The 21,085-nt window shown below is 62.5% G+C and carries 23 protein-coding genes; 4 read left to right on the top strand and 19 right to left on the bottom strand.

What is annotated here, in order from left to right; translation table 11 throughout:
• Window position 1: 1 nt before the first annotated feature.
• Together EN786_RS10805 and EN786_RS10800 are read right to left on the bottom strand one after the other, a co-directional pair.
• Window positions 2–205, bottom strand: a complete 204-nt coding sequence (locus EN786_RS10805) for a hypothetical protein (protein ID WP_127421785.1) — start codon at window positions 203–205, stop codon at window positions 2–4.
• The gene (locus EN786_RS10800) at window positions 202–549 is read right to left on the bottom strand and encodes a hypothetical protein (RefSeq protein WP_135908343.1); all 348 of its coding nucleotides are present in this window, start codon (window positions 547–549) and stop codon (window positions 202–204) included. The genes EN786_RS10805 and EN786_RS10800 overlap by 4 nt, the downstream gene beginning before the upstream one ends.
• A gap of 853 nt (window positions 550–1,402) precedes the next feature.
• On the opposite strand from EN786_RS10800, the gene EN786_RS38555 reads away from it, so the two are divergent.
• From EN786_RS38555 to EN786_RS10775, 4 genes are all read left to right on the top strand, one after another.
• Window positions 1,403–1,804: a hypothetical protein gene (locus EN786_RS38555; RefSeq protein ID WP_245494782.1), complete on the top strand. Its 402-nt coding sequence runs from the start codon at window positions 1,403–1,405 to the stop codon at window positions 1,802–1,804.
• A gap of 1,011 nt (window positions 1,805–2,815) precedes the next feature.
• Entirely contained in the window at window positions 2,816–3,106 is a 291-nt protein-coding gene (locus tag EN786_RS10785) for a hypothetical protein (protein ID WP_127312207.1), read from the top strand.
• A 149-nt stretch (window positions 3,107–3,255) separates the two neighbouring features.
• On the top strand, window positions 3,256–3,480 hold the full coding sequence (locus EN786_RS10780) for a hypothetical protein (protein ID WP_127312208.1): 225 nt from the start codon (window positions 3,256–3,258) through the stop codon (window positions 3,478–3,480).
• A 406-nt stretch (window positions 3,481–3,886) separates the two neighbouring features.
• A complete protein-coding gene (locus tag EN786_RS10775; protein WP_127421786.1) occupies window positions 3,887–4,147 on the top strand; it encodes a hypothetical protein in 261 nt (86 codons plus the stop codon).
• On the opposite strand, the gene EN786_RS10770 is transcribed toward EN786_RS10775, so the two are convergent.
• The 17 genes from EN786_RS10770 to EN786_RS10690 form a co-directional block, all read right to left on the bottom strand.
• Window positions 4,082–6,202, bottom strand: coding sequence for an ester cyclase (locus tag EN786_RS10770; protein ID WP_135908341.1), 2,121 nt, complete (start codon window positions 6,200–6,202; stop codon window positions 4,082–4,084). The genes EN786_RS10775 and EN786_RS10770 overlap by 66 nt on opposite strands.
• The gene (locus EN786_RS38260) at window positions 6,202–8,148 is read right to left on the bottom strand and encodes a phage tail tip lysozyme (protein ID WP_210236116.1); all 1,947 of its coding nucleotides are present in this window, start codon (window positions 8,146–8,148) and stop codon (window positions 6,202–6,204) included. Before EN786_RS38260 ends, EN786_RS10770 begins: the two co-directional genes overlap by 1 nt.
• A gap of 198 nt (window positions 8,149–8,346) precedes the next feature.
• A complete protein-coding gene (locus tag EN786_RS10760) occupies window positions 8,347–9,138 on the bottom strand; it encodes a hypothetical protein (protein WP_189340578.1) in 792 nt (263 codons plus the stop codon).
• Window positions 9,139–9,142: 4 nt separating this feature from the next.
• Window positions 9,143–9,604, bottom strand: a complete 462-nt coding sequence (locus tag EN786_RS10755) for a GNAT family N-acetyltransferase (RefSeq protein WP_127310896.1) — start codon at window positions 9,602–9,604, stop codon at window positions 9,143–9,145.
• Window positions 9,601–11,394: a hypothetical protein gene (locus EN786_RS10750; RefSeq protein WP_189524278.1), complete on the bottom strand. Its 1,794-nt coding sequence runs from the start codon at window positions 11,392–11,394 to the stop codon at window positions 9,601–9,603. Before EN786_RS10750 ends, EN786_RS10755 begins: the two co-directional genes overlap by 4 nt.
• Before the next feature lie 53 nt (window positions 11,395–11,447).
• Window positions 11,448–12,152, bottom strand: a complete 705-nt coding sequence (locus EN786_RS10745) for a hypothetical protein (protein ID WP_135908335.1) — start codon at window positions 12,150–12,152, stop codon at window positions 11,448–11,450.
• The gene (locus EN786_RS10740) at window positions 12,152–12,811 is read right to left on the bottom strand and encodes a hypothetical protein (protein WP_135908333.1); all 660 of its coding nucleotides are present in this window, start codon (window positions 12,809–12,811) and stop codon (window positions 12,152–12,154) included. The genes EN786_RS10745 and EN786_RS10740 overlap by 1 nt, the downstream gene beginning before the upstream one ends.
• Before the next feature lie 41 nt (window positions 12,812–12,852).
• Window positions 12,853–13,053, bottom strand: a complete 201-nt coding sequence (locus tag EN786_RS10735) for a hypothetical protein (protein ID WP_127310900.1) — start codon at window positions 13,051–13,053, stop codon at window positions 12,853–12,855.
• A gap of 61 nt (window positions 13,054–13,114) precedes the next feature.
• Window positions 13,115–13,606 carry a hypothetical protein gene (locus tag EN786_RS10730; RefSeq protein ID WP_127287261.1) on the bottom strand — a complete coding sequence of 164 codons (492 nt, stop codon included), beginning with the start codon at window positions 13,604–13,606 and terminating at the stop codon, window positions 13,115–13,117.
• Between the two features lie 12 nt (window positions 13,607–13,618).
• Window positions 13,619–14,572 carry a phage major capsid protein gene (locus EN786_RS10725; RefSeq protein WP_281034793.1) on the bottom strand — a complete coding sequence of 318 codons (954 nt, stop codon included), beginning with the start codon at window positions 14,570–14,572 and terminating at the stop codon, window positions 13,619–13,621.
• Window positions 14,573–14,607: 35 nt separating this feature from the next.
• Window positions 14,608–15,753: a hypothetical protein gene (locus EN786_RS10720; RefSeq protein ID WP_189340580.1), complete on the bottom strand. Its 1,146-nt coding sequence runs from the start codon at window positions 15,751–15,753 to the stop codon at window positions 14,608–14,610.
• Window positions 15,750–16,040, bottom strand: a complete 291-nt coding sequence (locus EN786_RS10715) for a hypothetical protein (protein WP_126093992.1) — start codon at window positions 16,038–16,040, stop codon at window positions 15,750–15,752. The genes EN786_RS10720 and EN786_RS10715 overlap by 4 nt, the downstream gene beginning before the upstream one ends.
• A 174-nt stretch (window positions 16,041–16,214) precedes the next feature.
• A complete protein-coding gene (locus EN786_RS10710) occupies window positions 16,215–16,571 on the bottom strand; it encodes a hypothetical protein (protein WP_135908331.1) in 357 nt (118 codons plus the stop codon).
• Window positions 16,571–17,770, bottom strand: a complete 1,200-nt coding sequence (locus tag EN786_RS10705; RefSeq protein ID WP_135908329.1) for a hypothetical protein — start codon at window positions 17,768–17,770, stop codon at window positions 16,571–16,573. The genes EN786_RS10710 and EN786_RS10705 overlap by 1 nt, the downstream gene beginning before the upstream one ends.
• A gap of 1 nt (window position 17,771) precedes the next feature.
• The gene (locus EN786_RS10700; RefSeq protein WP_127311298.1) at window positions 17,772–18,458 is read right to left on the bottom strand and encodes a hypothetical protein; all 687 of its coding nucleotides are present in this window, start codon (window positions 18,456–18,458) and stop codon (window positions 17,772–17,774) included.
• Window positions 18,458–18,712, bottom strand: coding sequence for a hypothetical protein (locus EN786_RS10695; RefSeq protein ID WP_189340621.1), 255 nt, complete (start codon window positions 18,710–18,712; stop codon window positions 18,458–18,460). Before EN786_RS10695 ends, EN786_RS10700 begins: the two co-directional genes overlap by 1 nt.
• 13 nt (window positions 18,713–18,725) lie before the next feature.
• On the bottom strand, window positions 18,726–21,077 hold the full coding sequence (locus tag EN786_RS10690; RefSeq protein WP_245478399.1) for a hypothetical protein: 2,352 nt from the start codon (window positions 21,075–21,077) through the stop codon (window positions 18,726–18,728).
• Between the last annotated feature and the right edge of the window lie 8 nt (window positions 21,078–21,085).

Below are 21,085 nucleotides of genomic sequence, written 5' to 3'. Positions count from 1 at the left end.
CTCATCGGTTGAATGTGAGTAGGAAGTCCAGGTGCATTTCAAGTTCGCCTTGCACCGCCTCGAAGTCTTGCAATAGACCTCGGGCCATCTCGGTCCGGTGGCCGCCGAGCGTCATCTCATCGATGAGTTTGCGCTGGCGAGCAATGCGTGCCCTGCCTTCGCGAACGTGCCGTTCTCCCCTTTCCACCTTGGTCTCGGTGCTCATGCTGAGACAAGGCGGCTGATGGTCTTTAGGTTCCGCCGCCCAAACGGAACATTTGCTCGCTCCTGGAGTTGGTCGGCATGGACACTTGGACTTCCCTCGATATCAGCGCGGCTGCCATGAAACGGGCGCAAAAGCTTCGCGAGGAAAATGACCGTGTCCGGAAGCAGGCGGAAGCGGAACTGGCCAGGGCTCGCGAACTGATTGCCGATATTGCCGAGCTTCTGGATACTCGCGGCCTGAGGCGCTGTTGAACCGGGCGGGAAGTCACCGGGGAAGACACCCACAGCCCGGCTCGCTTTATCGAGGTGACACAGGATTTCGCGGGCCGGGCCATGCACCGACATCGAGGAGGTGTCGAAGCCCCGTTACAGTGCGCCCTGTCTAGGCAGCCCGCAAGGTATGCCTTTGGGGAAGGTGAACTCGAGCTCGCCTCACGTCCCAATTGGCGACTGAGGTCCGATGGCCGCACGCATAGGTCTGAGCACAGGAAACAACGGCCCGCCAGTTCATTGGTAGCAGTCGCAGGAGATTATCCCCTCCATCTGCGGTAACCCTGAACTGCCCGCCGCTAACTCCTTGGCGGCGGGCCTTTTGGATCTGCTGGACGCCTTGAGGTTGGTCGTAGTTGGTGGCAGAATAATAGGGTAAGGGACGGCAATTTGAGGGCTGCCGTTATGCCGTTATCGCATTACAGCGGAGTATTCGAACCCGCTGACTTGGACTTGCTCCAGCGCGTGTTTGACCAGTTGTGCGTCGAACTCCGCTTAGCACAACAAGACAAGGAACAGAGGGAAGACCTCGCAGCGGACATCGTGAGCGTTTTCCGGAACGGGCTCACGGACGAAGGGGAACTATTGCAGGCCGTTTCTAAGCGCCGCTTGGCTTAGGCCGTCACCGCAGCTTATGGCCCTAACGGCAGCTGCTTATTCTATATCCCGTTATGTCCGCCTATAATGCGGCCCGCCGACAAACGTCCCCTTATCCAGTTTGCCGGTAGGCCCGGCGGGCGAACCCCAAGCCCCACACCCCCGACCGCTGGGCCACGCTGTGGCCCGTCCCCTCTCCGGTGCGGGCCATTGTCGTTACATTCCGCTCGCCGATTCCTGAAGACGGCGTATAATCCCCCCAAGTCGCCCGCACCAAACAGGAGCTATGCGCGGGTGGGATGCTTAGGCCTTATGTGCGGGGGGGTAGGCTATGTCACGCGACAAGGTATCGTCACTCGACAGCGATATCCTGCGAAACGCCCTTCGCCGAGCGATTGATGAAGAGCAAATTCCCGAAAGCCGATGGCGCGACTTCGCCGCGCAAATGGTCCGCGATTTCACCGGCTTCGAGACCGTTGATCTTGACTTTGTGGAATGGATCCTGAACGGGTCGATGGCAACCAAATACCTCGATCATCGGTTGGAATGCCCCTACTGCCTCACCATCCGGCTGAGAATTCCCGATGACGCTCGTCCCGAGACGCCGATTTCTTGCGACGATTGTGGAGAGTATCTTGGCACCTGGGATGAGCTACAAACCGACTTTGAGAAGCAAGGCGGTCATAACGGTGTTTTTCGTCTCGAAAAGGGCCGCATCCAGCGGATCCGCTAGTGCCGGGCCGGCAACCGTCTAGTGTCGACCTTTCAGGAACCTAGCCTCGCGAAGCAGCGAATTCCAATCGGTTCCAACCAGCTCGATCAGCTGCTTGGCCTCTTCCTCCTTGATGCCAGTTTCTCTCGTCAGTCGCTCTGCCAGCAGCTTTAGATGGGCTTGGCGATCACCCCCATTGTCGATTGCTGGGCACATGGGTTGTTACCTCCAATGAAGAAGAACCGCTGAAGGTAGCTTTTGTTTCGAGCGCCCGGCTCGCTTAATCTACGCGGGGGGCACCGCGCACTCTGCCTCCGAAAGGATGATGGCTAGCTCCCTACTGGGAAGCCCATGACCAGTCGTGTAGCCCGATCCATGCTGTTGCCACGATCAACGTGGCGAGGATGGCGTACTCTACTAAGGTTTGGCGTGAAGGCATCTCTGCTTAGTACGCTCCAGGCATGAGTTTTCGCTTAATTCAGTGGCCCGTCCCAATGAAAAGCCCGCCACGATGGAGGGGCCACGGGCGGGCTTTCAATGAGGGCGGCTACATTCCTGAGAAATCGACCGCTAGGGGAACAGTATACCATGGGGTGGGATGGTTCCAGACAATTTTAAAGATTGGTGTCCTCGCCCACATACGTGCCCCCGGCACCAGCACATTGACGAAAACCACGGCGCGGCCGAAACCAATGATGGCCGACTTCGTTCTATGTGATCCCAGGCACCGGCGGAGGATCATTTGGGCAAGCAATTGAACAGCAGCGACCCGGACTCGGACCAGTTTCCCTATGAGGTCGATTTTTTGCAGCGAAGCACGGCATTCCAAGACGCGTGGCCGAAGTCATCCTGCACTCCAATGGCCCATCTCGCCATCAATGCGACGCAGCCGCGGCGGCCTATTTGCAGGTCATGCAATGGCGTCAACGGCCACGGCCAGTTACGAGTTGATCCGTCAGTTCTCTGACAATCCTGCAACCATACATTAGCAATCACTTGCGAACCTATTTGCCGTGTCGGAGTTGTATCGGCATGGCGAAGGGCAGCATCAAAGTCGGCGACGAGGTCGCAATCACCGCTACTGTGCGCAAGCGCGTCACAGAGGACCGGATCGCCGTATTGATCCCTTCCTACCACCAGCCGCATTCGATCGTAGATCGGTCGCCAAACGTGAGCAGCGGGCAGAAGATTGAGCTGGTGGGCGACGTCACGCATGTCGACGAGGACAGAGTGACGGTGAACCTTGGCGTTCCAGTCACGGTCAAGCTCAACACGGTGCGGCTTGTCACCAGCTACGTGGCGCCGAAACGGAAGACGACATGAGCCATTGAAGAAGGTAGGAGATTACTCCCGCTATCGCCGGGCGCCGACCCTTAAGGGCGCCTTTTCAAAATGCCAAATATTGCGGGCGGGACGTTCGCGAAAGCATACGCTAATATTATAGCACGAATCGTCAACTTAGGAGGCGCATCATGGATTCGCCAAGCAAGCTGGAGAACTTGCGCTTTGTTGCATCCCTGCTGGGCGTAATCCGCCATCGGATGCGTGAGGATGGTGAAGATCTGCTGACGTACCTAATAGACATTGCGTATCTGGAGGCTAGCGATCGGCTGAAACAAAAAAGCCCGCCGGCCGAAGCCAGCGGGCCGGTCCCACGCAGATGTCTCAGGTCGGTGGAAGCGGCCCGGACAGGCTGAATGCGACCACGGTCGACAGCTTCGCTTTCTTCGCTAGTGAAGGCTTCACATATGGTTTCTTTGTCATGCAGTTCCCCGTGTTTGAATCGATGCTGTCATCGCCATGCGGCCTTCCGTTGTCAATACGAAAAAAGGCCCGCCATCCAATCGCCCCCGCGCTCGCCCGAACTTTGAGAAGCAAGGCGGGAGCGGCGGTGTTTTCCGTCAAAGATACAGGAAGAATCCAGCGACCCGTTAAAATGGAGAACCCGCGCCCTCTCGGCAAAGGACGCGGGCCGGTGTTTCCACCCAGTCTGCGAAAGCTTTGAGGGGAACAATCGCAGACACCTTTTCAACAGCGCTTCGTCGGATTTGTTCCAAGAGCGGCGCGCCAGGGCATCCCTTTCGCTTTCTAGGGTTTCGCATTATGTTCCGCGCCATGTCGCGAACCACCGTCCTTCAGCTAATCGCAGCGGTGATCACCATTGCCGTCCTGACCGCCATCCACCAAGGTGCCGACTGGTTTCTAAGCCGTTTGTCGCTCGACTTTAGCCTTGGAATGATGTTCGGAATGTTCCTGGTGCTGCTGGTCTGGATCTACGAAGACCGCAAGCAACGCCGTTCAAGGGCGACCGACGGCGTCCGGTCCGCTGAGCAGCAGAGCGCGCGCCACACGATCGACCTGTGACTGCTGAAGCCTAGATCCCTGGCCAACCCGCATCAGCGCATCGAGCACGGCGCTCTGCTGCGGGCCGCCTGTGAGGCTGCGAGCCATATCGGTAATTGCCTTGTCGTTCCCGCCGTTCCGCAGCGCGTCGATGATGGTCTCTACAGCTCGAGTACCCGCCGCGCGTGCTGCGCCGCGCGCGCCGCCGGCAATAAAGCCCTCGCGCACGCCGAAACCGCTGCTGCCACCGCCGTCGATGGCATCTCTGGCCGCGATGCGCGCCGCCGTCTCGGAATTGCGCGTGACGATGTTCGACGTGTCGGCAAAGAGCTTTTCGCGGTCGAGCAGATCGATAATCGCCTTTGCCCGGTCGGAGCCAAACAAGGTCGACAGGCGCGCCCGGTTCCAATCCCCTTCCCCCTTGATCAGGCGCTGAAGCGCGACGCGGTCGTTCGCGTTGGTGCCTACAATGCGCTCGATCTCCGCGCGGGCGCCCTCACGAAGGCGAAGCGGCACGGCCGACGGACCCACCTGCAAACCTTGCGGCAGCGCGGCTTGCCTGACTTCCTCGGCGAGTTCGTCGGGCCGCGGCGCTTCCCGGCCGCTGGAAAGCACCGTCTGGCCGCGCTGAACGGCGTCCTTCTGGCGAGCTAGCTCGGCGTACTTCGCATCCACTTCCTTGATGCCGGGCACCGCGGCACGAAGTTCATCATCGATCGCCTGGCGTGCGGTCTGAAGGGCGTTCAGGGCGTTGCTCCCCTGCGTGGTTTCCAGCAGGTCATCGACGGCGTGCCGCGCGTTCAGCAGCGTCCCGGCGTCGCTGATCAGCCCAGGCTCGGGCAGCGGCTGACCGCCGGAGCGAGCGCGGGCTATTTCGTCGGGCGTCGGCGTGTAGTTGAGCATGTTCCGAACCCGCAGAACGCCCTTTTGCGCCTCGCCGCGCAGCGTCTGGGCCTCGGCGTCGAGATAGCGGGCGATTGGTGCAGAATCGACCAGTGAGGCCTCGCGCAAGGCTTCCCTATATTCCGGCTGTAGACTTGCCTGGTTGCGGGTCGCGCGGTCGATGATGCGCGACGGCGTAGGAGCCTCGCCAAGCGTCTCGTTGAGGCTGGACCGGATGCGCCAGTTGGCGTCGGCATCGCGCGCACCAATCGCGCCGCGAACGATGGCCTTGCCTTCTCCAGGCGTTGCCGCGATGGCGCCAGCGGTATGACGCAGGTTCGGGCCGAGATCCATCAACATGCCATTGTCGCCGAGCTGCGCCAGTGCGCCGGGCTCTACGGCATCCTGTCGGACAGCGCTCGCCAGAATCTTGGTGGCGCTCTTGTCCAGGCCAAGCGCCTTGGCAATGGCGCTGAGCTGAACCCGGTCGGCGACGGCCTTGACGCCCTTGCCGACAAGCGGAGCGACAAATGGGGCGGCAAAGCCTGTCAGAGCACCGATGCCTGCTCCAATACCTGCTTCTTTAAGGTTGCCGCCTGACCGCACGGCTGCATCCGCACCGTTAATAGCTGCGCCGGAACCTGTGCTGGCCAGCAACCGCAACGGGGTCGACGCGACTCCGATGCCGAACAATTCAGGCGCTGCGGCCATCGCCGGAAGCGTGCCGGCCATGGCGCCCGTCACGTTGCCGGCAGTGCGCGCGATCGGGTGCGCGGCACGGCTTTCTTGCTGGATGTCGGTCATCTCCTGGTTGACCTCGGAAGCAGGCTCCCCGGTCAGCAGCGAGCCGATACCCGCCGCCGTGGCAGTCAGGCCCCTGTCGACATAGGGGCCGGCAATCGGAATGCCTTCGCCGATCGCATTGAGGAACGTTCCCGACGCGCCCATGGCGCGGGGAGAGGCAATTCCGGGCGCGTCGTGACCGCTCCCCGGTTCGGGGCCACCAGCATCCATGATCTTTTGAGCAGCGGCCATGCCGGCTTTCGCGCGGGCATCCGCCGCGGAAACATCAGCGTTTGCTGACGGCAGAGACTTGGCAATCTCTTCGACCGCCGCATTCTGCTGCTCGGGCGTCATCGACAGGAACCCCTCGTCTACCTGTACCTTGCGGCCTTGGATGTTGAGCGTAGGCATCAGGGTTCAATGCTCCACTTCAAGCCGTTGCTGGTCGTGCCGCCACCGGTGCCCGCGTTGCCAGCCGGCGCGGAACCGCCACCGCTCTTGATTGCGTCGACCATCTGCCGGATACGCGCCAACTTGTCGTCGAGGGATGCTTTCGCCTCGCCAGGCTTTGGCGTCAGGATGGCCGCCTGGTTCTCGACTTCGGCCGGCGCCGCCGTCGCGCCGGACACGCTGTAGAGGTAGGATGCGATGATGGTGCGCAGCGAGTTCGACGCTCGCTGATACTCGGGCGATTTCAGGTACTCGGCGCCAAAGTCGGATCCGCGCGGGATAGCCGACAGGGCCTGATCCGACGGATTGGACAGGGCCGAGAAGTTCTTTTCGACAATCTGCAGCTCGGGTGCGACCACCGAGTACAGCTTGTTGTCGCGCTGCTGCTGCTCGTTCAGCGGCTTCTGCTTCGCGCCCGTGAGAGGCAGGATGCCGGCGTTCTCGCTCGGCGGCGGATTGGCCGCGCGCGGGCTCGCTTGCGCGCTCGGAGCTTCGGGTGCCGGCACGGCGGACGGTGCCGCCTTGGTCGTTACAGGCATAGCCGGACCACCGGCAGAAGCCTGCCCAAACACGCCCTGCGGCGTGAGGAACAGCAATTCGCCATTCGGGCCGCTGATCGTCTTGCCGGCGGCGAGCTGCTGCGCCTGCTCGACCGTAAGGCCGCCACCATCCATCAGGCCGTTGAGCGCCTGAGCCTCGACGGAATTGCCCGTGAACCGGAACTGGCCAGCGTTCGGACCATTGCCGATGCTGACAGCCCGCGTCTCGCCCGTGCGCTTGTTGTACAGGGTCCGCTCGTCCAGCTTTTCCCAATCGGTTTGCTGGCCGCTGTAAACGGGCTCGTGCGTCTTGGGATCGACCAGGACGCCACCAACCTCGATCGGCTTGCTTTGCTCGGCCGCGAACTTCTCCCGGTCGAAATCGAGGCGCGCTTTGTCACCCGGCTCAATCTGCGGATTGCGCAGCTTCTCGACTTCCAGCCGGTTCTTTTCCAGTTCGAGTTGGTTTGCCGGATTTTGCTCGTCGAGCTTCTGTTTCAGCATCAGGTTAACGGCGCCTCGCTGTTGCTCGGACAGGCGTGGATCCTGTGAGGCCTGCAGAAGTTGCTGCACGGTCGGACCACCGGAGGCTGGATTGGCCTGTGCGACCGTCTGCGCCGCCGCAGCCGGCTTCGCGGCCACCGGAGGCGGTTCTGCCGCGCGCGGCGACTGAACAGGCTGTGCGACCGCCGCCGGGCCGTCCGGCGCCGGACGCTTGTTCAGCGCCGCCGACACGCCCGCGCCCGGTTCGAGGCTCGCCACGTTTACCGGCGCGGCATCGGCGAAACGCGATGTGAAGGAATTGGCCATGGAAATGCGGCGCGCGGCCTCGCCACCGGGACGGTTGTAGCCGGCGAATTTCCAGGCGTTGTTCATCAGGCGCTGCGCTTCTTCCGGCGATTTCGCAGCATTCAGCGCATCGATCAGGCCGGGGTCTTCCTGCAGGAAATATTGCGCCTGAAGCTGGGGCGACGGAGCATTTGCATCGCCGCCATTGCTGCCGGCAAAGGTACGCATCGCGGCGAAGCGCGGACCCCGCCAGGACAGGATGCCGCCGGCAGTGCCAGCCTGGCCGCTTTCGCTCGGGTCCGACCAGGAACCGAAAGCGTTCTTCGGGCTGAAGCGGCTTTCGGCGTTGGCGGTCGCGGCGACGGCAGCGAGGCCGTAAGGATTGGTGACCTTGCTTTTCACCGTATCCATGAAGCCGTTGTAGACGTCATTGCCGGAAAGGTCCGGAGCGCTGCCCATCGAGCCGCCACCAAGGGCCGAAGCGACCGCACCGCCGCCGCGCGGCGTCACGGTCGACGTTGCTGCCGGTGCACCACCGCCGAACAGCGCCGAAAAGACACCGTCACCGCCGGCACGCATGTCGCCTTGCGCCTTGATGATGCGGTTCAGGTCGCGCCTGCCCCTGATCGCCTGTCCGACCACGGCAAGGCCTTCGCCAACATTGTGCGCGATCGGCTGCTGGTTGAGCAGCGCCTCGGCAACGGCGCGAGCCTTCGCCAGTTCCTCGGGCGTCTGGTACTGCTGGCCGGGACCGAAGATGAAACCCATGATCCCCTCCTAGATGAACGACGCGCCGAGAGAGAACAGGCCACCCAGAATGTTCTGGGTATTCGCCTGGCTCTGCTGCCAGTTCTGGAGCTTCTGGTTGTAATTGGTGTTGATCAGGCCGGCGACGTCGGTCGTCGGGATGGTCGGCATGTTCGCGTTGACGAAATTCGGCTGGCTCACCTGTGAACCGGACAGCAGCGCGGTCAGGTTGTTGATCGGCGCCGAGTTCTGCGCCAGCGCTTCCTGCACGGCCTGGCCACGACCCTGCAGCAGGAGCTGATCATAGGCGTCGTTCTCGCCCTGGTTCTGAATGTTCTGCGCCTGGGCGTAGTTGTCGGAACCCGGACGGATGCCTCGGTTGATCAGGTCCGCCTCATTTGCCGCGCGGCGGGCGTCCAGCGCCGGTTGCAGCCGCTTCATGCCGAGGTCCATCAGCCGGGCCTCGGTCGCGTCGTTCGACAGGTCGACAGGCTTCGACAACCAGTCTTTCAGGAACGACGACTGACCAGCGGCCAGTTCGCCAAGGTTGAGCTTGGCCTGGTCGGTCTGGTCCTTGATCGCCTGCCCCGTCTGCGACAGGGTCTGCGTCGCCGTGTAGGTCGGGATGTCGTAGGACTTGCCCGTATAGGGGTCGTTCCACTTATAGGTGCCGGACTGCTTATAGGTCAGCGAACCGTCAGGCGTGACCTGGTTGACGTTGCCAAGGTTCGCGTTGGCGACAGCCGTGCCGACATTCGTGGAAGTCGACGCCGCAGAGGTTTCTTTGGGATCCGGCGGGGCGGGAGGATCGGGCGCGCACATCTTGTCAGGCCTCCTGAAGGAAATAGGTCATTGCGATTGCCGACCGCTTGAAGCCAACGCGCTCGCACATCTTGGCAACGCGCAGATCGGTGGCGATGGTCACGTGCGCCCTGACGCAGCCGCGCGCTTTGAGTTCGGCCAGGATGTGCCTGGTGAAACGGCGTCCGATGCCGTTCCGGTGATCCGGCCGCATATAGATCGTGTCCTCCATGGCGATGTGTTCGCTGTTGTGCATGTCCTGCGTGATCCAGATGAAGGCGTAGCCCACGGCCTCGCCCTCGTTCCTGACCACGAAGCAGAGCAGATGACTGGCCGAGCCGTAGACGTTCAGGCGCGGCTTGAACTCGCCGATCGTCATGCCCTCGGCCGCCATGCGCGCCTGCATCTCGCCGTAATGCCGGCGGCTAAGCGGTTCGAGCTCCGGCCAGGCCTCGTTGAAGTTCTCAATGGCGATGTCGTAGCTCATACGACCACCCCGCCATTTTCAAATGTCACGTCGAGCTGCACGAATTCGACATCAGGGCGGCGGTTGAGAAAGCCGGTGACCTGCACCTGCGGCTGCAGCACGTATCCGGTCTTGCCGATCGAGATCCATTGGCCACCGCTGACAGTCGCCACCGGTGCCGCCTGGTCCCAAAGGGCAACGTCCCACAGGCCGGAATCCCACAGGTCAGCCGTACCGCCATCCGCCGCGTCCGGCGCGGTCGGCAGCGTGACCGTGTAGTTGACCGAGAACGAAATCTTCGGGTTGAACGGCGTCGAGGCGAGGAAGGTCGGCCGCGCCTGGTGCACGGTCTTCAGGCGGCCAAGCGTCTTCATGTGGTCGGGATTGCCGACATAGGTGTAGTAGATCGGCCCGCTGTCATCGTTGCCGTTGATCTCGCCTTCGAAGACCTTGCCGTCGTTCGTCCCGAAGAACAGCCGGCTATCGTGCAGTTCGATGCAGCGGGTCGCCCATCCGACGAACTTGCACCAGGCGCCGGTTTCAAGATTGACGACGAACGACCAGGCCTCTTGCCCCTCGGCCGTGATCGGCAGCGAGACGATGGCATAGTTCATGTCCGGCCACTTGATTACCTCCCAAGGTAACGACAGGCGGCGGGCCGCTTCATGTTTCCAGTCCGGCTCGATGTTGCGTGAGACGGCGGCAAGGGACAGCGCGGCCGCATCCTTGTTGATCGCGGCCGAGATCGGAACCATGCCTTCCTTCGTTGCCACGATCAGATCGCCACCGGCGCGCATCGTGGCGCGCTTGCCCATGGGCGTGGTGAGGTCATAGCGGCCGACCAGGTTCCACTCAGCAGCGGTCGCGCCGGCCGGGTTGCTGCCTTCGAAAATCGCCGCCTCGCCCTCGGTGGTGACGAACACGCATTTGTCGTCGATGCCATCGCCGGCATCGAGCGACCACGTTCCGCCGAACAAGAGCGAGCCGCCGCGCTGGAACACGCCGGACAGGTTCAGCGTCCCGAGCGCGCCGGTCACGGAATCGACCGGGAGATAGCTGGCCTTCATCGTGCCGCCCTGGATGAAGAACAGGCGGTTCCGATAGAGCCAGACATGAGACAGCGCGTTGGTCGCAACCCCGGTGATCGCGGCCGAAACCTGAACGACGTCGCCTGGAATGTTGGCCGTGGCCGAGCCACCGCCGGCGCCGGTGATCGTCTCGTTGTCGACGAACGTTCCGGTAATCGACTGAATCATCAGCGAGCCGGTCGCGCCGTTGTCGACGTTCTTGACCACGGTCGCCGTCGCGCCGCTCGTGCCGCCCGTCACGACCTGGCCGTTGATGAAGTTGACCGTCTGGGCATCGAAGTTCAGGCGATAGGTCGCGAGGCCGTTGACGGCCGTCCAGTCGAACGTCGTCGAATAGAGCTGCAGGAAGTCGGTCCCGTTGACTGCCACGACGAACGAGCCGCCCGACGTCGTGAAATTGACGTAGGAGTAATAGCCCGACGTCTGGCCGGTGACGGACGCGGCCGGCGGCGTGACAGCATCGGCGGGCGCGGTGACGTCGCGAACCGTCGTCTCGTCGCACGCCCAAATCTTCTTGGTGCCGCCGGCATTGTACGTGATGAAGCTCTCGACAGGGTCACTGCCGATCGTGGCGCGCTTGACCGAGCCGCCGCGCATCATAATGCCGGTCGACGTCGGCAGCCAGTTCTCAAGCGTCTGAGCCGAGAACGGCTTGGATTTCACCAGGCTCTGATTGGTCACCCAGCCGGCGACCGGCGCGCCGAACGTGAAGGGTTGCGCCATGGCGCGCGCAGGGGCCGGATCGGCTTTCCGGCGGCCGGGAAACCGCTCGTACCTCACGCTGCACCTGTGACCGTGCCAGGCCAAGCTACGCGCCGGCCGCGCCAACTCACGGGCTGCTGGCCGGACACGACCGGCTTGGAACCGCAGTCGCTGTCGATCCGTCGCAGGAGCATGTCCTGGTAGTCGTCCAGATCCTGCTCGTAGGCCTGGCCCTTGTTCTGCTTCCAGCGGGCGATGATCGCCTTTTTCAGCAGCTCTTCGGAAAGCCGGAAGCTGTCGGCATCTTCGGTGAATATCGTCTTCTTCGACGTGTCGCTTGCCATCACCAACTCATTCGACACGTAGAAGAATTTGGCGGTTTCGGTGTTCGCCATCACCGGCCACTGGTGGAACTGGTCGCCGAAGATGATCCAGTAGCCGTTCACCGAGGCGATCGGCGTCACCTGAAGCTCAAGCCACTGATCCGGGCTGGTGAGGTGTTCGGTTGCCCACTGCCAACGCGACGACCAGAGCGACGACGTCTTCTGCATCCGCCGGAAGTCGGTCGGCATGTCGAACGCATCTGACACGCCGTCGCCGGTGAGCGTCTTCAGGATCAGCAGCTTTTGCCAGTCGTGGGCATCCGCGATTTCGGACGCCATGACGTTGGCCAGTTCCTGCATCTCGACCATCTCTCGACCGGTCGCGCCATAGACCAGCGTCGGCACTTCCATGCCGAGCACTGTCGCGGCGCCTTTGACCACGTCGAGGATGGACATCAGGCAGCTTCCTTGCCCTTGCTCTTCGGCTTGGTCAGTTCCTCGATCATGGCTTCCATCGCGGCCTGACGCTCGACCAGCTCGGCGATCTGGGCATCCTTCGCGGCCTCGCGCTCGGCGGCCTTGGCTGCGTCGCTGTTCTCGAGGAAGAGCGCCGCCTGCTTGCGCAGATCACGCATGTCCGGAAGACGCACGCGGTCAAGCTGCCCGTCGGTCAGGTCGCGGACTTCCTCGACCGTGCGGATGCCGGCGGTGCGCAGCACTTCGGCCTGCTCGGGAGTGACGCCAGACCAGGCGGCGAGCGCGGTCCCGTTGAGCGGGATTTCCTGCCCGCTTTTGAACGCGACATAGGCCGGCTCGATCTGGTTCCAGCGCGCGGTCATGAAACGCAGCTTTTCGCCGTCCTGATCCTCGCCCATCAGCGACGGGTCGGGGATGAGATGCCGGATGCGTTCGGTGGTGCGCGTGTTCAGCGGCGAATGCGAGGGCGAATAGGTCACCCAGTCCTCGGGCTGAAGCTCAAGCATGCGCCGATTGCTGGCGTCGAGCTTGTAGCCTTTATGGTCGCACTTCTCCTTCACCGGATCGCCCTTGACCGGCAGCTTCTCGTAGCTCGTCTTGAACCCGATCACGCGGATAAGGGGCTGCGCTTCGCTCATTTTTTTCGGCTCCTGAAAACGTTATGGGCGCCAGCGGCGCCCTACTGGTTGATCACTGCGACGATGCGGGGAAACTCGACGTGCAGCGCCGCCCACTCGGCTTCAGACAGCTTTTCGGCATTGGCGAGGTTGATTGCGTTGCGGTGCTCGCCGCCGTTCCAAAGCTTGCAGAATTTCGGGAAGATGCCGGCCTGGGTATCGACCGCGACGGGTTCGGCGGGGGCTTCGTTCTTGTCGGCCATCTCTGGCACTCCTTTGCGAGAGGAAAGGCAGGCGGGCCGTTACAGCCCGCCCGAGGTGCGGTCAGTACGGGAATGCGCACATGATGATCTTCGCCGAGGCGTCGATCGCGTAGGCGCAAACCGTGTCGGTCACGGCGGCGGCCACCTTCAGGGTGCCGTCGGTGGTGGCCGAGAGGATCAGCGCATTGCCATCGCCGCCGGAGACGAGCGCTGTGGTGACGGTTGCCGGGCCTTTGACCTGGATCCATCCGTACTCGCCGTTGCCGGGCGCACCGGCGAGAACGCCCGCACCATTGGCGGCGGTGTCAGACACGTCGGACGTGACTTCGTTGTACTGGCCAGCAGAAACACCGCCGGCAGCGTAGAAGCCGACGACGTTGCCGACGACGGCGGCAATCGCACCGGCGCCCTGGTTGTACTTCACGAAGCGGTAGACCTTGCCGTCATATGCTTCGTAGGTGTCGCCGATCTTCGGTGCCTTGCCGGATTCGGTGCCGGTGAGCTGCGCGGCGGTGAACGTCTTGGTGACGTCGATACCAACAAAAGAGGTCATCGTACTTGCTCCTTATGCCGCGTCGAAGAGCACGCCCTGAAGCGAGCGATTCGTGCAGACGACGTTGCCCATCCAATAGAACGGGATGACAACCGCATCCTGGTTGACGGGCTTCTTCTCGTCGTCCTGCGTCCACTGCGCCTCCTTGTGCTGGTCGACGTAGAGGTAGTCGGAGTTGAGGAAGTAGCCCTTCTCGGCCGTGGTCGTGAAATTCGTGTTGTCGTCGAAAATCACGTCGGCGGTCTTGTACTTCAGGCCGATGAAACCGGACTGAGCCATGTCGGCGTCCATGTACCGCTGAAGCTGCTGCTCGCCGGTCTCGTATAGCGAGTAGAAGTCATGGCTGAACGTGATCAGGTCCGGCTTGTCGGCGCCGCGGTTCAGGGTGAGCCAGATGGCATTCATGTCCGCCTTGAAGGTCGCAGCATTGGCCGCGTTCGGGGTCGCGGCAAGGTTGGTGCCGGTGGCCTCGCGGAACTTGTTGCGCCAGAACGTCCACGTCGCGGCGTCGATGCCGCCGACGATGCCCTGGCCGTTGGTCTGCAGGATGTTGGCCAGGCCGCCGATCTGGTTCGCCAGCGAACCGTCGGAGTAGAGGTCGACGGAGAAGTTGTTGGCAGCCGTCTTGAGCGCGTTGTTCTTCTTGGTCTTCACCAGGTTGATCATCGCGAACTTGCCGGAGTTCTGGCGAAGCTCCTTGCCGCTCGACACGACATGCAGGGCGACCTGCGCCCAATCGTACTTGGCGGAGGTGACGACGTCCGAGCCGTTGGTGTTCAGCGTGTCGAGGCCGGCATAGCGCTGATAGGTGCTGTTTTCCGCGTATTCGAGCTGCACCTGGATTTCGGTACCGCCGTCAAGGTTGCGGATCTTGTTCTTCTTCTTCAGCCGGTTGAGGAAGGCATTGTTCTTCGAAACATTATCCGCCACTTCCGTCGCGCTGTTGCGAAGGGTGGTGGACACCATTTCAGTAAAGGTAGTCGACGGACCAGCCATCGGGGTCAGCCTTTCTGATTGCGGTCGTAGACAGCGGCCAGTTCTTCATCTTCGGAGAGAACCCGAGCCTTGCCCGACGCTGTTGAGGGGATGTTGACGGAGTTGGCGCGCTTGGCCGCGTCGACCTTTCCGGTGTCCTTGGGAGCGGCCGGTTTCGCGGCGGCTGCCTTGGCCCGCAGATCGGGATCGGCGTTGACTGCCATGTCATAGGCCAGGTTGAACACGGCCTCTTTCGAGGCGGTGGCTCCAAGCCGGTCCCATGCATCGTTGATGAAGGTGACCATCCGCTTCTCAGGGATTTCGGAGTAGAGCGGCTTGTCGGCTGACAAGCGGCCCAACTCTTCATTGGCGGCGGTGGTGGCGTCGCGCTCCTGGAGCCTCTGGTTTATGCGGTCGTCGATGTTCGCGGAGTTGTGGACAGATGCGAGCATCTGCTTCAACCCGGCGATTTCCTGCCGCAATTCGGTTTCGCCCTGCTGGACGGTCTGGCCGAAGACACCCGCAATCTTGTCGCGGATGCCATAGCCGTCGATGATGCTCATGATCGTTTCAACGGGAGCCTTGTCCATGCTCTGCTGGACGTTGAAAAGATACTCGATTGCTTGGGCTGGCGTGACGACCTTGCCGTCAGCCATCTTCTTGCCCGTGTTCGGGTCGAAGTAGCCGCCGTTGCGATCGAGGATTTCCTGAATGGGCTTGTAAACCGAAACCTGTCGGCCGTGGTCGGACAGACGGCCCTGAAGCTCCTGCTCGCGCTCGGCGACGAACTTGCGCAGCTCGGCCGGCGCTTTCTCCCAAGCCTGCTTGACGTTCTCGGCAACGCCGCCCTTGATGCCCTGCCAGTTGGCCGGGAGAGGAACCGACCCTGCGTCAGGCGTCAGACCACCGCCGGCCTGTTCCTCTCCGCCACCGCCCTCGGGCGATACCTTGCCGGCGTCAGCTTTCGCGTCGGCCTTCTTCTCGGGATTCGGGCTGGAGAACTTGCCTTCGTCCCGCTCGGCGCCGTTGTCGCGCTCGTTCTTGTTCCAGATGGCTTCCAGCGCCGCGTCGTCGGCAGCATCGGCCGCTGCCGCATTGCTGTTCGCGGCCTCGGCGAGTGCGCCGGCAGGTGGGGCGTTGTTGGCTAAGCTTTCTGCTACGGTAGTGCTCATCGAAATTCCTCTGACACCTGAAGACCCCGCTTCTTGCAGAAATCGGGGTTGCGAAATTTGCCCTTCGTCGGTGACAGGGACGGCTCGTATTCGACGCAATTGTTGCGCTTCAGATCATCGCGGCGCTCAGAGCGCGACGTGATCATTCGGCCGTCGATCGGCGAGGCGTAATCCGGGATGTCGGAAATGACGTTCGGCATGACGATCTGGCCAGCGAACGGCTTTTCCATCGGAACGCCGGTCTGCCGGTCGACGAAGATGCCATCGCGGAAAACGTACCTGGCCAATTTCCTGTCCTGCTTTTCGGGCAGGTACAGGGTGCGAGGCGTCGCGCGAAATTCTAAGCCGCTTGAGTTTCAACTGTGTCGGATGGTCGACGAACTCGATCCGTTCACGAAAAATCTGGCGTACGTTCCGTTTCAGCGGCTACTAAAACGCTAGAAGTTGTCAGCAATTGTCTGTCAAATGAGCAGAAGCAGCATGGCGTCGTCATCGTCGCGCATGGCGGCCATCTCCCCATCGATCACCATGCGGCCAAGGCGCCGCTCCAATGCAGCCGTGTCCGGCAACTCGATCGGCGGGGCCTGGAAGCCGGCGAGAAGCGCTGCGACAACATCCGTCGAAAGGGCTGGCCACTCGACCACTTCGGGTGCGGGCGGCGGCTGATCGAGGTCGACAACCTTTCCATCGCGGACGTACTTGATCGGCTTGCGATAGTAGCCGCCGCCCGGCTTGAAAAGTGAATCGACGTCGGCGCCGTGCGGGCCGAAGTATCGATTTCCGAAATAGCGCTTGCCGAAATAGCGGTCAGCAAACATCAGCTCGGATCCAGAATGACCGCCAGCCGGTTGCCGTCCTGGTCGACCGAGGCGTTGATGCGGTCCTTCGTGTCGTTGGTATCGCGGAAGATGGCCGTTCCGGTCCCGAGACCGTTCGCCTTGCCGAGCAGCGCCGCAGACCAGAGGCGGAAGCCCTGTCGAGGCGTCATGCCCGCTTCGACGCCGGAAGCCCGGTCAAGCAGCGCGTCGGCGTTCTGGTTTGCCGTCGGGATGTCGCCCACCGCAGCCGGTGCAGCGGGCAGATTGTCGGTCTTTGCCTTGATCGCGCCTGTGTCCGACTTAATGGCGGCGATGTCGGCCGAGACGGATACGCCGGCGGGCGCGCCGAGCTTCGTGTTCACCGCCAGCACGTTGTTGTTGATGGTGGTGTCGTTGCCCGACAGCGTCGAAAGCTGCGTGTCGAGATTGGCCGATGCCATGCCGACGGCACCACGAACACCGGCCGCATCGAGGTCGTTGAAGCCGGTGACACCGGTTCCCTTGGCCAGCACGATATTCGTTCCGGCGGTGAGTACGCGCGTGGCGGTCGACCAGACCGCATCGAGGGCATTGGCCGCAAACTTGGCGGCGGTGATACAGCCGGCCGCAAAGGTGTTCGCCGTGATCGCGCCAGAGTTCCAGGCGGTGCCGGCGGCGTGCGTGGTGTTGACCTCTGGCCTGCCGCCCGAAAAGGTTCCGGCGGCACCGCCGAATTGCGTGACGTTCACCGCTGCGATGCCGGCCGCAAGGCTCACCTGGCCGGTGCCGGTGCCGGACGACAGCAGCACGCTCGCGCCGATGTCGCGCGCTGTCTGTGTGGTGCCGGCAATCTTGATCACGTCGACGCGACCATTGGCGTCGACCAACGCTGTGGTGCCGCTCGTCGTGTCTCGCCGGAAAAGCTCGATGACACGCGACACCGGGGCCATGCTCGCTTGCGTGATATGCACGCAATACTCTTCCGCGTCCGAAGTCGACGCAATGGTGGTGTCCTCGTCGATCAGCAGCGAATAGACCCCCGGCATGTTGGCCGCCGACAGTTCGGTGATGGTCGGCGTGGTGTAGACGGTCGCGGTGCCCCCATTGCGGCTGCGATAGACAGTGAACGACGACAGGCCGGTCTTCCGGGTCTTCAGGTCCGTGCTGTCGACGGCGACGAAGTAAATGGCCTGGTCGGTTTTGCCGCTCGGAATGCGCATCTCAGTGCACCGCCGTTGTACTGGCGCCGTTGGAGTTGGAACCGCCAGAGGCAAATGCGGCAGGGTCCTGGCTCGTCGCCGTTGCTTTCAGATAATCGACCCTGAGCGCAAAGTTGTTAGTGCCCTTCGCCTTGTTGATGACGTTGGCGTATCCGGCTGGACCGGCAGTGATGGAGAAGCCCCATTGCGCCGCCGCGGCGAACCAAAGGTCACTAGCAGAGCCCCAGGAAGGTGTCAGTGAAGGGGGGTTGGGAGCAGAACTGCTCGCGCCAACCGACGTAGCTTCCGGAACGGAGCTGGTCTGCCCAGTGACGCGCAGGCATCCCCAGGCAGTCTGGCAGCTGCCATGAGAAACGACCATCGAAGCGCCCTCTGAGCCGCTGGCCTGCTTGTAGTAGCCGGTAAAGCGGATGCCGCCGTTAGAGGCGGTGTACAAGCTGGTCCAGCCGGACGGCGTAGTTGGTGTGATGAGGTTGTCAGAAGCAAACCACAACAGGAGCAGTTCGCCGGCTATGATCCCGGTCGGAAAGGTAACCGTGGTGGAGGTGGTGTTGGATGAGCCGTTATCGCCGCTCGTAGGAGTGCCGACCACATCGAATGTTGGAGCCACTCCAATCAACGGGTTCAGCAATCCATCCATGAACTGGATCGGCTGGTAAGGGTAGAACTGGCCGCTATCGCCGAACATCAGCTATTGAGATCCACCGCGGCGACAGCATCAGCCTTCGATTTCAGGGCGGTGAACTCGGCCGTCATCTTGGCGAGTTGGGCCTTCACGGCGGCCTCATAGGCGTTGCTGGTGCCGAACGCATTGACGGTGGCGATGACGTCGGCAAAGTCGTTCGGGATCGCAGCAAGGGCCGTCGAGGCCACGCTGGCGTTCGCCTTCACCTTGATCATCACCTGACGCTGGTCACTGAGACGCTGCGCGATGGCAGCCATCCCTACCTCGACTTCACTGGTTGTAGCCATTTGCCTGGGCTCCTGATTGTGGGAGCTGCATCGGGATCGCCGTCACGGCGCGGCCTTGGGCGTCCCGGACGATCTGTTTCGGCTGCGACAGCACTTGAATGAGCGCGGCAAGCGCCTGCCCGAACATGTCGCGCTGCGCGGCCATCTCTTTCAGCACCGCCTGGCCGTCGATCTGCTCGGGGTCGGGCGGTGGCACGATGCCGTTGGCGAGCAGGACCTGGTTCTGGTCGATGCGCGCGGCCTGGCGCTTCGTCTGAAGGTCCAGACGCTTCTCAGCCATCGTCATGTCGTGCTGTTCGCGCTTGAACTGCATGTCTTGCGCAGCGGCGTCCTGCCTGGTCTTTGCATCAGCGACTTTCGCCGCCTGGTCCGCTTCTCGCGCCTTCGCGTCCGCCTGAGCTTTTTGTTGTTCGGCACTGGGCTGCGGAGGCTGGCCGGCTTGCGCCTTGGCATCGGTCACCATCTTTTCCAGAACGTCCTCGACCGACTTGCCGAGGTTGAAGAGGCGCGAGTTCGCGGCGAAGATTTCGACCGCCACTTCCTTCGACATCTCGCCTTGCTGGATCAGCGGACCGACGGCGGCCCAATAGGCGCCGGCCGCCTGCATGAACTCGGCCGTCTCTGCCTTCTGCCTGGTCAGGTCCGCCTTGACTGTTGAATCGCTCTCGACGTCGATGCGGTACATCATGGCCAGGCGCTGCGTCAGAAGCTGCTGGATCGACTCCAGCTTGGCCAACTTAGCCTGCCGCTGCTGTTCGGCCTGCTGAGCCGCCTGCATGGCCTGCTGAAGCTGCTGTTGCTGCTCGGGTGGCACCTGAGCGCCGGGCGGTGGCGCCGGCGGCGGCTGCACCGGCGTCAGATCCTGCTGCGTCGGGATGATCTGGACGCCGGTCATCTGCTGCAGCGTCTCATGCGAGAACTTCGCCGGGATGATTTCCGCCATCATGACGAAGATGTCGCGTGCGCAGCGCTCCATCATGCGCTGCATCTTCTGGATGCGCAGCGAACCCCATTGCGTCTTGATGTTCTGCGCCGTGGCGGTCTCGCTCGCCTGGGAAGCGCCGCGCACGATGTCGGAAATGCCGGTGATTTCGTAGATGGCCTGCTTGGTCTGTTCGCGGGCGCTGTAGAGCTCCCTCAGCACCAGAATGAACTTCTCGACCGGCCAGAACGCGACCGCACCAGACAGGCCGCCATTGGCCGCCCAGATGTCTGCATTGCCGATCGGCACGAATTCGGTGTCATCGGCCGCCAGCATGTTGGCGATGTCACCAGCGTCGCCGGAATACCAGCCCTTGACCTTCATGTGCCGGGTGATGACGCCGATGCGCTTTGTCGTCAGGTCCAACTCGTCGGCGAGCCTGCTGTAGATCGAAAACGGATTGACCGGCATTAGCCTGCCGGTCAGCTCGATCGGCTGCACGGGCGCCGGGATCGGGAAGAAATCGCTCAGGCCAAGCGGGTCGTCGACCTTCTTCAGGACAACGCCATTGTCGTCGATGAAAATGACCTTGCGGCTGCTCTTGTCCCAGATTTCCCAGCCGCACAGGTCGCTATCGCCTTCGCCGCGCGCCTTCTTCTCCTGGTCGTCGGTCTGGATGCTGATCAGGCCGGCGTCGAAGACCGCGCCCTCATCTTCGCGCTGCACGACGAAGCGGAATGCGTCCCACGGCCGATCTTTCCAGCGCTTCGCCGGACCGTGCCGGTAGTCACGCCAGCTTACCGCTTCGAATTCGATGCACTCGTTCGCGAGGCGTTCGCCCGGCGCTGCGCCTGGTGCCGCTGCCCCGTAGTCGTCGGTCGTGGCTTCCTCTGACTTGCCCCCGTCCCGCTCGTCGCTCGCCTTGGCTAGCTCTGCATTGGTCGTCTCGTCCTTTACGATGTCGCTCTTGAAGCGAAGCCGGATGATGCCGCGACCCGCCAGGAAGCCGTCTTGCGCCTCGCCCTCCAGTTCGACCTGGAGCTTGGAATCGTCGACCTGTTTGCGAATGGCGCGCTCGATCAGCTCTGCGACGTCCTTTGCTGCAGGATCCTCGTCGGCGAAGCGGCGCCGAATGTCAGGCGCTGGCGGACTGTTGATGATCGCCGGAACGATGGTCTCGACGTTGGCGAAAAGAATGTTGAAGTCGTAGGTGTTGCCGAGCGTGGCAGACGTGCTCAGGTCGTCGGACTTGGTTTCGCCGGTGTAGGCCTTCACCGCCTTTTCGGCGTCGTCCATCCACTGCTTTTCAAGCTTGCCGGCCGCCTCGACACGCGCGAGCCACTTCGACGCCTCTTTGCGAAGGGTCTCGCCCTGCTTCTGCTGATCGGAAGTTCGCTTGTCCGCCTTGGCCATGGCGGGCA

It is taken from the genome of Mesorhizobium sp. M4B.F.Ca.ET.143.01.1.1 (assembly GCF_004792275.1).
In the GTDB taxonomy this organism is placed as follows: Bacteria; Pseudomonadota; Alphaproteobacteria; order Rhizobiales; family Rhizobiaceae; genus Mesorhizobium; species Mesorhizobium abyssinicae.
The sequence above is the reverse complement of the archived record's forward strand: the minus strand, read 5'-3'. Positions and strand labels throughout refer to the sequence as shown.

Coding starts and splice junctions, on each gene's coding strand:
- EN786_RS10805 (WP_127421785.1), bottom strand. CDS start 205: ATGAGCACCGAGACCAAGGTGGAAAGGGGAGAACGGCACGTTCGCGAA.
- EN786_RS10800 (WP_135908343.1), bottom strand. CDS start 549: ATGTCGGTGCATGGCCCGGCCCGCGAAATCCTGTGTCACCTCGATAAA.
- EN786_RS38555 (WP_245494782.1), top strand. CDS start 1,403: ATGTCACGCGACAAGGTATCGTCACTCGACAGCGATATCCTGCGAAAC.
- EN786_RS10785 (WP_127312207.1), top strand. CDS start 2,816: ATGGCGAAGGGCAGCATCAAAGTCGGCGACGAGGTCGCAATCACCGCT.
- EN786_RS10780 (WP_127312208.1), top strand. CDS start 3,256: ATGGATTCGCCAAGCAAGCTGGAGAACTTGCGCTTTGTTGCATCCCTG.
- EN786_RS10775 (WP_127421786.1), top strand. CDS start 3,887: ATGTTCCGCGCCATGTCGCGAACCACCGTCCTTCAGCTAATCGCAGCG.
- EN786_RS10770 (WP_135908341.1), bottom strand. CDS start 6,202: ATGCCTACGCTCAACATCCAAGGCCGCAAGGTACAGGTAGACGAGGGG.
- EN786_RS38260 (WP_210236116.1), bottom strand. CDS start 8,148: ATGCGTGCCGGCGGTGACGGTGTCTTTTCGGCGCTGTTCGGCGGTGGT.
- EN786_RS10760 (WP_189340578.1), bottom strand. CDS start 9,138: ATGTGCGCGCCCGATCCTCCCGCCCCGCCGGATCCCAAAGAAACCTCT.
- EN786_RS10755 (WP_127310896.1), bottom strand. CDS start 9,604: ATGAGCTACGACATCGCCATTGAGAACTTCAACGAGGCCTGGCCGGAG.
- EN786_RS10750 (WP_189524278.1), bottom strand. CDS start 11,394: ATGGCGCAACCCTTCACGTTCGGCGCGCCGGTCGCCGGCTGGGTGACC.
- EN786_RS10745 (WP_135908335.1), bottom strand. CDS start 12,152: ATGTCCATCCTCGACGTGGTCAAAGGCGCCGCGACAGTGCTCGGCATG.
- EN786_RS10740 (WP_135908333.1), bottom strand. CDS start 12,811: ATGAGCGAAGCGCAGCCCCTTATCCGCGTGATCGGGTTCAAGACGAGC.
- EN786_RS10735 (WP_127310900.1), bottom strand. CDS start 13,053: ATGGCCGACAAGAACGAAGCCCCCGCCGAACCCGTCGCGGTCGATACC.
- EN786_RS10730 (WP_127287261.1), bottom strand. CDS start 13,606: ATGACCTCTTTTGTTGGTATCGACGTCACCAAGACGTTCACCGCCGCG.
- EN786_RS10725 (WP_281034793.1), bottom strand. CDS start 14,572: ATGGTGTCCACCACCCTTCGCAACAGCGCGACGGAAGTGGCGGATAAT.
- EN786_RS10720 (WP_189340580.1), bottom strand. CDS start 15,753: ATGAGCACTACCGTAGCAGAAAGCTTAGCCAACAACGCCCCACCTGCC.
- EN786_RS10710 (WP_135908331.1), bottom strand. CDS start 16,571: ATGTTTGCTGACCGCTATTTCGGCAAGCGCTATTTCGGAAATCGATAC.
- EN786_RS10705 (WP_135908329.1), bottom strand. CDS start 17,770: ATGCGCATTCCGAGCGGCAAAACCGACCAGGCCATTTACTTCGTCGCC.
- EN786_RS10700 (WP_127311298.1), bottom strand. CDS start 18,458: ATGTTCGGCGATAGCGGCCAGTTCTACCCTTACCAGCCGATCCAGTTC.
- EN786_RS10695 (WP_189340621.1), bottom strand. CDS start 18,712: ATGGCTGCCATCGCGCAGCGTCTCAGTGACCAGCGTCAGGTGATGATC.
- EN786_RS10690 (WP_245478399.1), bottom strand. CDS start 21,077: ATGGCCAAGGCGGACAAGCGAACTTCCGATCAGCAGAAGCAGGGCGAG.